Below are 11473 nucleotides of genomic sequence, written 5' to 3'. Positions count from 1 at the left end.
GAGTGGCGAGAAGGACAGTTTTTCAGGTACCATTTTGGAAGCGGTTGTTGGTGTTGGTTTTTGGTGTAAGGCCCTGAAACGTTAACACTTTCAGCCGCTTCCTTTTATGCCCCGTGAGAAATTCGGGTTAGGGGCAGCAGTGGCTACTACTTGACGATTAGCTAGAGAAGGGCGTCGGCCAAACGCAATATAAACAGCGACTTCATGATTGGACATGCCATCCGGAATCACTTCTTGCTATTCTAATCTGCTCCATAGCTTGTGTTCACACTTTAAAACACTAGTCACTGAAGGTGAGGGTATATCATGCTCTTTACATAGTATGGGTATTAAAACATTAGTAGGATAGTCCCATTGAGCAATAATTGCGTCGTTAGTGTCTGGAAAACTGGCGAATGAGTCTCTAGCAGTTGCTTAAATATCGTAAAAGGAGAACTGCTTTTTTTCAGTGCTACCTTGAGGATATTCCTTCCATGGTGCTTTTCTTGAAAATTTAAAATCTAGCGGTAATTGATTGATTTTTTTAAAATAATTTTCTGTCGTTAAAGCAAAGTTATTCTATTCATTTTTATTTTGTGATCGCCGCCCGTAAATAACATATGTTATATTTTTAAGAGGTGGATCATTGGTTTAATTGAAGGTAAAAAATTATCTTTCTATGCTTTTGTTAACTTAAGAAAAGGTTCGATTGTTTTTTAACAATTGTTAATTGTTTTGTGTTTTCTCGTAATTTTAATCTTGTTAAAAACAAAAGAATTGCCTATAGTTTCTCCGCTTATTCGGATTTTAAGATGTGCGCTAGCTGTACAGTCTTTTTGTTCTGTATGCTTTTTGTCTAACTGCAATGGAGTGTGGCGATGACTGTTACTGCGATTGATGTACATAGTAAAGCTGTTAAAGAAAAAAATAATGATGTTGAAGTATCGGACATGAAGGTTTCACCCAGGCAAATAACTCTTGGGGATATTTTAAGCCGCTACGGAGATATTATTCCTGAGTCTTTGAATAGATTGTCTAGCGTTAAAATAAAAAGTTTAGCGCTGAGTAGAAATCAAAAAATATATTCTTCATGTGCGGAGAAAGCCGAGATATTTGTAGTAAGAAAAGGTTGGGTTAGCTTGTGTCACTCTATTAAAGCTCGAGGTCAAGATATATGTAATGTGTATATGCCTGGTGATATTGTCGGTATTCGAGAAAGCTTTTTTGATAATCATGAAATTTCCATATTGGCTTTGCAGAACTGCGAACTTGATAAAATAACGGCTGAGGAGATACATACTCTATTCACCGAATGTGCTGATATTAAAAAAGCTGTTGTTTCTTATATCATGGTTAATGATAATATAACAATTGAAAGATTAAGAAGTTGCACTCATCATAAAGCAGAGGCGCGGGTGGCGCATTTTTTGCTAGAAGTTTATGCAAGATATAGATTCAATAAAATGATTGATTCTACAGTGTTCTCTTTTCCAGTTACCCAAGAAATTGTTGGAGAGTTGTTGGGTATCACTAATGTGCACGTTAGTCGTTGTATGACAGCACTTGAACAGAAAAAATTGATAAGAAAAAGCCGCAATACTGTTAATTTGCTTGAGCCAGAGTTGTTAGCAGAAATTACAGGTTTTGACCTTGATTTAATCTATAGCCATGTTAGCTTGGCTTAGCTTTTCTGAAGTATTGATTTTATTGCTTTTTAAGGCTTATGTGGAATCATGGCTGATGTCTATTATGAAATAATAATGGATTTTTTTTTGAAATAGGCACCTTTTTGATATGGGTTTTTTTTGCTCAGCTGTTTTTTCAAATAAAGCGCCAACGAAAGCCTCGCTTTATTATTCATTTGGAGGGCTATGACCTTTGTAGTGTGAAGCTGGTATGGACTAACATGTCGGCTGATCCTGTTTATGTAAGAAATATATTTATCACTGTTGAGCGAGAGCATTATCGGGAAGTTTATAATCTTGATGATTTTCACGAGAAAGAGACTGTTAAAAAAGAGACGTATGGAGAAGAAGAAAATAAATGGGAGTATCAAGGCACAGTTCTTTCAGGTGGCTGTGCTGAATTAAATATAGGCCGGTTATTTAACTCATGTTATTTCAATAGGGGAAAGGAGGCACCTCAGCATCCCATTAGCGTTGAACGGGACGATATCGTTAATATATTTGTTGTGTTTTTTCATGGCGGGGATAAGAGATTGATAGGGGCTTCTAGGCGCTACAGGTTTTTTCAACCTTTAAATGGCGATTTTATAACCCCCTTAAGTTGGAATACTGCCTCTTGGTCAATCACTTACGAGCGGAAAAAGCTTATGAAGGCATTAAAGCTAGAGAAAAAAGACTACCCTGGGTTTTATTAGTGTGAAAAAGCTTTAATTTTTTACGTAACACAAGTTATGAAAACGGTTGATGATCCTTGCATGCTGTTTTGTTTTGTCTAAGATATTTCCTGTAACATCGTTCGATCTGAAACCTAATCATACAAGGAGTGGATTAGATGACAGTTAAAAGTACACCACTACATACAGTCACCGCCCATAAGCAGTATAGCGAAATGGCCGATACGCCGAATGTTCACGACACACAGGCTACGCGTGCACAGGTACAGGATGTCTACCCGTCGCGCTTAGCCACACCCCCTGCACAAACTTGGCTCCCGCGCCAAGATGCGGTGGTCAAAGGGCGCGAGCTTTCCGGCCCGTTAAGCCAGGCGCAGCTTGATGAATTTGAGCGTAAGGGGTTTCTGTTTATTCCCAACCTCATTGCAGGCGAAGAGCTTGATGAGCTGCGTCAGGAAATGAAGGCGCTGATGAGTAACGAGGAGTATCTCAACCAAGATTTCAGCGTCACTGAGCCAGAGAGTCAGGAAATCCGCTCGCTATTTGCAGTGCACTTTCTCTCCGAGCGCTTGGGCAAGCTGGCCAGCGATGAGCGTGTCGCGGGCGCTGCTCGTCAAATTATTGGCGGTGATCCTTATGTGCATCAATCGCGGATTAACTACAAGCCTGGGTTTGCCGGTAAGGGCTTTAACTGGCACTCCGATTTTGAAACGTGGCACGCCGAAGATGGCATGCCCGCAATGCACGCAGTTAGCGCATCGCTGATCTTAACCGATAACCACGAGTTCAACGGCCCGTTAATGTTGATCCCCGGCTCGCACAAAAAGTTTGTGCCCTGCCTGGGTGAAACGCCGGAGGATAACCATAAAAGTTCGCTGAAGGCGCAGGAAGTGGGTGTACCCAGCCCAGAAGCGCTGACCGAGCTAGTGGCTGAACACGGTATTGAAGCGCCGAAAGGCAAGGCCGGCGGCTTGCTGCTGTTCGATTGCAATACCCTGCATGCTTCGAACGCCAATCTTTCGCCCGACCCGCGTAGCAACGTGTTCTTTGTGTTTAATCGCCAGGATAATCAGTGCCGGGAGCCCTATGCGGCGGCTAAACCACGGCCAGACTTCCTGGCTCATAACCCTGATCAACCGGCTCAGCAATATCGCTAGCCAGCAGTGGGGAAACAAATTCATGGCCGAAGGTTGTGGAACCTTAGTATAGGTGGGGTAAACTGTTGCGCCTGTCGTTGCGAATGCGGCACGCATAATGAGAAGGAGAATACCCGCCATGCGTTTTGTTCCACAGTTTACCGATGGCCAGGAGTTTCCCCACCCGCTGGGCAAGGTTGTCTGCATCGGCCGTAATTATGCCGACCATGCGAAAGAGCTGGATAATCCGGTTCCCACTGAGCCGTTGCTGTTCATTAAGCCGTCGACCAGCGTTGTGGATCTGACCAAGCCGTTGGATCCACCGTTTTCGCGCGGCGACGTGCATTATGAAGTTGAGCTTGCGCTGTTAGTGGGTGAAACCTTAACCCATGCCACCCTGGATGAAGCCGAGCGCGCGATTGTCGGTATTGGGTTGGCGATGGATTTAACCCTGCGTGATGTACAGACCAAGCTAAAAGAGAAGGGGCACCCTTGGGAAATCGCCAAAGCCTTTGATGGCGCTTGCCCGCTTTCGTCGTTTCTGCCGCTAAGCCGAGTGCCCAACTGGAACGCGCTCGCTTTTACCCTTGAGATTGATGGGGAAGAGCGCCAGCACGGCGAAGGTTCCGATATGATCTTTGCTGTCCCCACGCTGGTGGCTGAAATGAGCCGCCACTTCACCCTGGAGCCGGGCGATGTAATCTTAACCGGCACGCCTTCTGGCGTTGGGGAGCTGGTTCGTGGTTCATCGCTGCGCTTAACCTTGACCGGTGGTTTGGAAGTCGAAACCAGCGTCGTCGAGTAATTAAACTAAATAGTTGACCCACAAACAGTGAAGCAGATAGCCTGCCACAAGCATTCGCTATCGTTATCAATAGAAACGCCACCCGTTAACCACAGGTGGCGTTTCTTTTTTTGGGCCGCTTAAGCCAACCTATCTAGGCAGGCCATTTAAGCCAAGCTGTTCAAGATAGACCATTCAAAACAGCTCACTCAAGATAGGTATAGCCTTCCAGCCCTTCGCTTAAGCTGGCCGCAAAGCGGGCCTGCTCGTCGGCAGAGAAGCCGCTTGCGGCTAGCTGGTCGGTGAGCTTCTGCTTGAGCACGTTGGCATTGAAGTTGACGTAGGCCAGCACCTGGGCCACCGAGTCCCCGGCCAGTGGGTTGGAGAGCGTCCACTCGCCGTCGGCATTGAGTGCGGCGTCCACGGAATCAGTATCGCCGAACAGGTTATGCAAATCGCCAAGAATTTCTTGATAGGCGCCCACCAGGAAGAAGCCTAACCAGCGCTCGTCGTCTGATGGCCATTCGGGCAGTGGCAGGGTGCTCTCTACCCCCTGGCCGTCGACGTAGCTGTCGATGCGGCCGTCGGAATCGCAGGTGATATCCTGAATCACCGCCCGTCGGGTGGGGGCCTGATCGAGCCCGCTCAACGGCAGCACCGGGAATATCTGCTCGATACCCCAAACGTCAGGCACTGACTGGAACAGTGAGAAGTTGACGAACAGTTTATCGGCAAGCTTCTCCGCTAGCTCATCCATGATTTCACGATGGGCTCGGTTGCGGGTATCAAGCTGGGTACGCAGCCGGGCGCAGGCAGCCATATACACCCGCTCGCCTTCGGCCCGGGCGGTAATGTCGCTTAACCCCATTACAAAACGCTCCTGCAGCTCGCTTACTGCTTGCAGCAGGTCGTGCCACGCCTCAACCAGCATGCGCGGCTCTTGGGCTGTCGCTAACTGCTCAAATACCCGCCACAGTAACTCAACTTGAGTGTCTTCTTGAGAGTGCTGCTCAGGTGGGGTGTCGTCGATACGCTCCTCGCCAATCACATTGGTGATCAGTACCGCATGGTGAGCGGTGAGTGCACGCCCCGACTCGCTGATGAGATGGGGCTGCGGCAGGTTCGCTTCTTGGCAGAGCTGGGCAAAGGCGCTCACTACATTACGGGCGTATTCACGCATGGAGTAGTTGGCCGAGCAAAAGCTGCGTGAGCGGGTGCCTTCATAGTCGATGCCCAGGCCGCCGCCCACGTCGACGGTGTCGATGGGCGCACCCAACTGCATCAGGTTCTGGTAGAAGCGTGCGCATTCGCGCAGGCCGCGCTGAATATCGCGAATATTGGCGATCTGGGAGCCCAAGTGGAAGTGCACCAGCTGCAGACTTTCCAGCGCATCCTCGCGACGCAGCGTATCGACGACTTCAAGTATCTGGCTGGCGGTGAGCCCAAACTTGGATTTTTCGCCGCCGGTATTCTGCCACTTGCCTTTACCCACCGAGGCCAGGCGGGCGCGCAGGCCAATGCGGGGCGTGACTTCCAGTTCGCGAGCCTCTTCCAAGATCAACTGCAGCTCGGAGAGTTTTTCGACCACCAAGTAGACCTTGTGGCCGAGTTTTTCACCCAGCAGGGCCAGACGCACGTATTCGCGGTCTTTGTAGCCGTTACACACAATTAGCGAGGAGCCGCCGTCGGAGAGCGCCAGTACCGCCAGTAGTTCCGGCTTGCTGCCCGCTTCCAGCCCCACGCGGCCGTTGCCGCGCTCGGCGGTGGCCAGAATTTCTTCGACTACTCGTCGCTGCTGGTTGACTTTAATCGGGTAAACCGCAGTGTAGCCGCCCTGGTAGTCGCAGTCGCTCATGGCGGCATCAAAAGCACCGCACAACTGCTCCACCCGGTCATGAAGAATATCGCTAAAGCGCACCAGCACCGGTAGGCGCAGCCCGGCTGCTTGCAGTTGGCGAACCAGGCCGCTTAGCGGTAGCACCGGACCTTCCGCATCACTACCCAACGGCCGAACCAGGGCCTGGCCGTGGTCATCCACATCGAAGTAGCCGCTGCCCCATTGGTCGATATTCCAGGTGCGCCGTGCGCGAAGGGCAGGGCTAGTCGTTGCCATCACACTCATGCAGAAACCTCAGGTAGCGGCAGTGCACCGTGGGCGATGCGCGCGGTTAAAATGGTACGGAAACGCTCCGGGTCGTGGGGCGTCAAGTCGTGGGCAGGTGGATCAACATAGACCACCAGCAGGCGTGACAGCCAGTAGCGCAGCGCCGTCATGCGTAGCATGGTGGGCCACAGTTCCCGCTCAGTCGCGGTTAATGGGCGGCGCGCTTGGTAGGCACTCAACAGCGTGTTGTAACGCTCAGGATTGAGCGTGCCATCGTCGTTAGAGGCCCAGTCGTTGATCACAATGGCCAAATCAAACAGCAGGTCGCCGGTGCAGCCATTGTAAAAGTCGATAATACCGCCAAGCTGGTCACCCTCAAACAGGGTGTTGTCGCGAAACAGATCACCGTGCAGGGCACCTTGGGGAAGCTCATCGTGCTGCGTAAAGGCACTTTCGAAATCGTCGACTTCATCCTTCATCAGCGTTTGATCTGCGGGGCTCAGGTAGCTCAACACCTTATGGTGCATCACCTGTAGCCAGTTCAGATCCCGTGGGTTCGGGCGATGGCCGGGGAAGCGTTTCGACACCACGTGCAGGCGGCCCAGGGTATCCCCCAAAGTACGGCATTGAGCTAAATTGGGTGCTTCGGGGTGCCGCCCAGGCAAGCGTGGGAACAGCAAAGCTGGCTTACCTTCCAAGCTATGCAATGCAACACCTTCACGGTCATGCACTGTGCCAGGCACGGGTAAGCGGTGCTCATCCAAGTAGTCCAGCAGCTCAACAAAGAACGGCAGCTCCTCGTGCTCGCCCTGCTCAAAAAGGGTCAGAACAAGTTCACGGCGGTCGGTGGTCACAAAAAATGTTGAATTCTCGGTGCCGTTCGCGACGCCCTGTAGGGAAACGAAACTGCCAACATCAAATTTTTCTAAAAACGCGGCGACCTGTGCGTCGCTAAGCGGGGTAAATACAGCCATGAGAGTCTCGCCCAGGTTGCTAAGCCCATTATTGTAGCGGCTTGGCCGCTTAGTTGGCAGCGTTGTTGTGTTAAAGAGAGGAGAGTTTGACTCTGCAGGCAGCCTGCGCAGCGGGTATCATGGTAGCAACTCATTTTAGCAATTTTTCAATAATGGAACTTGGTTATGGCTCGCGCTCCGATCGTCCTCGTAGATGGCTCCTCCTACCTTTACCGTGCCTTCCACGCGCTGCCGCCGCTAACGACCTCCAATGGTCAGCCGACGGGTGCCGTGAAAGGTGTGTTGAACATGCTCAAACGGCTGATTAAGGATTACCCCGACAGCCCCATGGCGGTGGTATTCGACGCGCCGGGCAAAACCTTCCGCGATGATATGTACAGTGACTACAAAGCGCACCGCCCGCCCATGCCCGACGATCTGCGCAGCCAGATTGCGCCGCTGCACGCCTGCGTAAAAGCGTTGGGTCTGCCGCTGCTGTGTATTGAAGGGGTGGAAGCCGACGATGTAATTGGCACTCTGGCCCACCGCGCCACCCAGGCGGGCCGCGACGCGGTGATCTCCACCGGCGATAAGGATATGGCGCAGTTGGTCAATGCCCATATCACCCTGGTTAACACCATGAAGGATGAAACTCTGGATGAGGGGGGCGTGGAAGAGAAGTTTGGCCTGCCGCCCGCGCTGATCATCGATTTTCTCGCCCTGATGGGGGACAAGGTCGATAACATCCCCGGCGTACCCGGCGTGGGGGAAAAGACCGCGATTGGCTTGCTGCAAGGCATGGGCGGCGGTTTGGAGACCATTTATGGCGATTTAGAGCGGGTCAAAACACTCACCTTCCGGGGCGCCAAAACGCTGCCCAAGAAGCTGGAAGAGCATCGTGAACAGGCGTTTCTCTCCTATCAGTTAGCCACCATCAAGGTCGACTGTGATTTGCCGGTGGGTCTGGATGATCTGGATATCGCCCACCCGGATCGCGAGGCCCTGGTCACGCTGTATAAAAAGATGGAGTTCCGCCAGTGGCTCGGCGAGCTACTGGAAGGCAAAGACGAAGGCGTGGATGACGTTAAGGGTGGCGAGCCTGCACCCGCGAGCGCTGATGATGTAGAGACCAAGTCCGAGGATTCGAGCGCTTCTGCAAAAACGTCTGTGCGTGAAGATCACGTTATTCTCGAACAGGCAGACCTTGAGGCTTGGCTTGCGCGGCTACAAAACGCCGAGCGCTTCTGTTTTGATCTGGAAACCACCAGCCTCGACTATATGGACGCAGAAATCGTCGGCGTTGGTCTGGCGCTGGAGGCGGGTGAGGCGGCCTATATACCCGTGGCCCACGACTATCTGGATGCCCCCCAACAGCTTGACCGTAAAACCGTACTCGCCGCGCTAAAACCGCTGCTGGAAGATCCTAAAAAAACCAAAATTGGCCAGAACCTTAAGTACGATATTTCGGTACTGGCCAACTATGCGATTTCTGTGGCGGGGCCGTTTGCCGACACCATGCTTGCTTCCTATGTGCTCAACTCCACCGCTACGCGCCACGATATGGATTCCCTGGCGCTAAAATATCTGGGCGAAAAAACCATCTCCTTTGAAGAGATTGCCGGTAAAGGCGCCAAGCAGCTGACCTTTAACCAAATTGCCCTGGAGCAGGCGGCGCCTTACGCCTGTGAAGATGTCGATATCACCCTGCGGCTGCAGCAAACGCTACGCCCCCAGGTTGAGAACGAAGGGCGCCTGGCGGAGGTGCTGGATAATATCGAACTGCCGCTGATTAAAGTGCTATCGCGCATTGAGCGCAACGGGGTGGCGGTGGATGCGGATCTACTGCACAAGCAGAGCCAGCAGTTAGAAAAGCGTATTGGCGAGTTAGAGCGCGAGGCGTTTGAACTCGCCGGACGGGAATTTAACCTGGGCTCTCCCAAGCAGTTGGGGCAAATTCTGTTTGAAGAGCAGAAAATTCCAGTGCTCAAGAAAACCCCTAAAGGCGCCCCCTCTACCGCGGAAGGCGTGCTGGAAGAGCTGGCGCTGGATTACCCGCTACCGAAAGTGATTATGCAGCACCGGGGGTTGGCCAAGCTGAAGTCCACCTACACCGACAAGTTGCCGCGGCTGCTCAATAAAGCTACCGGCCGAGTGCATACCAGCTACCACCAGGCAGTCACCGCCACCGGGCGGCTGTCGTCATCAGACCCCAACTTACAGAACATCCCCATTCGTACCGAAGAGGGGCGCAAGATTCGCCAGGCGTTTATTGCCCGCCCTGGCTATCGCATTGTCGCCGCCGACTACTCGCAGATCGAACTGCGCATTATGGCGCACCTTTCCGAAGATAAAGGCTTGCTGGAAGCCTTTGCCGAAGGGCGCGATATCCACACTGCCACCGCAGCGGAAGTCTTCGGCACCTCCCTTGAGAAGGTCTCTGGCGATCAGCGGCGCAGCGCCAAAGCGATTAACTTCGGCTTGATCTACGGCATGAGCGCCTGGGGGCTGTCGCGTCAGCTACATATTGAGCGCAACCAAGCACAAACCTACATTGACCGCTACTTTGACCGCTACCCTGGCGTTGCCCGCTATATGGAGCGCATCCGTTCCCAGGCGGCGGAAGATGGCTTTGTCGAAACCGTGCTGGGTCGGCGGCTCTACCTGCCGGAGATTCAGTCGCAAAACCGTAACCGCCGTCAAGGCGCCGAGCGCACTGCAATCAATGCGCCGATGCAGGGTACCGCGGCGGATATCATCAAGCAGGCGATGATCGACGTGGATGCGTGGCTGGCGGAAGGCAAGTTCGACGCGCTAATGGTCATGCAGGTACACGATGAACTGGTGTTTGAAGTCGCCGAGAAACAGGTCGAGGCGTTTATCGAACAGGTGCAGCAACGCATGCAGGGCGCGGCAGAGCTAAAAGTACCGCTAATCGTCGAGGCGGAGAGCGGCGCCAACTGGGATGAAGCGCACTAACTCCCTAGCCTAATCATTGTTACAAACGAAACCCCCGCAGCCAATGGCTGCGGGGGTGGGCTAACCGCGATGGTGCATCGCGATGCTGCGTTGCGATGATTTGGGCAGAGGCTTAACGCCAGCCGACGCGATCAAAAATGCGGATCGCTTCAGGGTTGTTTTCACCCAATACGCTGATATTCACGTCATCCGTTTTGAAGTTGCCCCAGGATTCCAGCACCGGATCTTTCTTGATGCCTTCGACCACCGGGAACTCGTTGTTGCCGGAGGCAAAGATTTCCTGGGCGGTGTCTGAAGCCAGGTACTCCAGGAAGCGGATGGCGTTGTCGCGATTAGGCGCACCTTCTACCACACCGGCGCCGCCAACGTTGACGTGGGTGCCGCGGTCATTTTGGTTGGGGAAAATAATGCCCACTTTGCGAGCTGCTTCACGCTCGGCATCATCGTCAGATTTCAGCAGCCGCACATAGTAGTAGTGGTTGGCCACTGCGATGTCGCACTCGCCGCTGGCAACGCCCAGAATCTGGTCGGTGTCACCACCTTCCGGATCCCGCGCCATGTTGTTAACCACGCCCTGGGCCCACTCTTCGGCACCCTCTTCGCCGTGATGCTCAATCATTGAGGCCAGCAGTGACTGGTTGTAAATGTTGTTGGAAGAGCGAATGCACACTTTGCCTTCAAACTGCGGGTCGGCCAGATCTTCGTAGCTTTCGATCTGGCTTGGGTCGAAGTTTTCACGGTTATAGTAAATCGCCCGGGCGCGCTGACTAAAGCCAAACCACAGGCCGTCAGGGTGGCGCATCGCTTCGGGCAGGCGTTCGTTGAGAACGTCCGACTCAACGCTTTGGAAGATACCTTCATCTTCCGCGCGCCAGAGACGGCCTGCATCGACGGTCATCATGACATCCGCCGGGCTGGCCACGCCTTCGCGCTGAATACGCTCGATCAGCTGGTCGGAGTCGCCTTCAAGGATGTTGACTTCGATGCCTGTCTCTTCGGTGAAAGCATCGTAGAGGTGCTCGTCAGAGTCGTAGTGGCGAGCAGAATAGAGGTTAAGTTCGTTTGCTAGAGCGCTGCTAGCAACGGCGGAGCCCGCTAGAATAGCGGCGACCGATAGCGTTAGGCGTGCTTTTGTCATCATGAATATCTCCCTTCAGTTTTGATAATAAGTTGCATTATCAG

8 protein-coding genes are annotated in these 11473 nt (G+C 52.5%); 5 read left to right on the top strand and 3 right to left on the bottom strand.

Going from position 1 to position 11473, the window contains the following annotated elements:
- Positions 1-857: 857 nt before the first annotated feature.
- The 4 genes from QT231_RS12615 to QT231_RS12600 all read left to right on the top strand — a co-directional run bounded on the left by QT231_RS12615 (position 858) and on the right by QT231_RS12600 (position 4279).
- Positions 858-1664: a Crp/Fnr family transcriptional regulator gene (locus QT231_RS12615; protein ID WP_308337205.1), complete on the top strand. Its 807-nt coding sequence runs from the start codon at positions 858-860 to the stop codon at positions 1662-1664.
- Between the two features lie 221 nt (positions 1665-1885).
- Complete coding sequence (locus QT231_RS12610) at positions 1886-2359, top strand: hypothetical protein (RefSeq protein WP_308337204.1); 474 nt, start codon at positions 1886-1888, stop codon at positions 2357-2359.
- 137 nt (positions 2360-2496) lie between these two features.
- Positions 2497-3495 (top strand): ectoine hydroxylase, encoded by a 999-nt coding sequence (thpD, locus tag QT231_RS12605; protein WP_308337203.1) that lies wholly within the window; start codon positions 2497-2499, stop codon positions 3493-3495.
- A 118-nt stretch (positions 3496-3613) separates the two neighbouring features.
- Positions 3614-4279 (top strand): fumarylacetoacetate hydrolase family protein, encoded by a 666-nt coding sequence (locus tag QT231_RS12600; RefSeq protein WP_064234094.1) that lies wholly within the window; start codon positions 3614-3616, stop codon positions 4277-4279.
- A 184-nt stretch (positions 4280-4463) separates the two neighbouring features.
- Here the strand turns inward: QT231_RS12600 and speA are convergent, their stop codons facing one another.
- Together speA and QT231_RS12590 are read right to left on the bottom strand one after the other, a co-directional pair.
- Positions 4464-6380, bottom strand: coding sequence for a biosynthetic arginine decarboxylase (speA, locus tag QT231_RS12595; RefSeq protein WP_308337202.1), 1917 nt, complete (start codon positions 6378-6380; stop codon positions 4464-4466).
- Positions 6377-7336 (bottom strand): homoserine kinase, encoded by a 960-nt coding sequence (locus tag QT231_RS12590; protein WP_308337201.1) that lies wholly within the window; start codon positions 7334-7336, stop codon positions 6377-6379. Before QT231_RS12590 ends, speA begins: the two co-directional genes overlap by 4 nt.
- A 165-nt stretch (positions 7337-7501) precedes the next feature.
- Here QT231_RS12590 and polA point away from each other — a divergent pair, with 165 nt between their 5' ends.
- A complete protein-coding gene (polA, locus tag QT231_RS12585; RefSeq protein WP_308337200.1) occupies positions 7502-10291 on the top strand; it encodes a DNA polymerase I in 2790 nt (929 codons plus the stop codon).
- A gap of 112 nt (positions 10292-10403) precedes the next feature.
- Here the strand turns inward: polA and QT231_RS12580 are convergent, their stop codons facing one another.
- A complete protein-coding gene (locus QT231_RS12580; protein WP_308337210.1) occupies positions 10404-11429 on the bottom strand; it encodes a Fe(3+) ABC transporter substrate-binding protein in 1026 nt (341 codons plus the stop codon).
- Positions 11430-11473 lie beyond the last annotated feature (44 nt).

Origin of the sequence: Halomonas sp. SpR1 (genome assembly GCF_031010175.1) — a bacterium.
In the GTDB taxonomy this organism is placed as follows: domain Bacteria; phylum Pseudomonadota; class Gammaproteobacteria; order Pseudomonadales; family Halomonadaceae; genus Vreelandella.
Note: the sequence above shows the minus strand (reverse complement) of the source record. Positions and strands in the feature narration are given on the sequence as shown.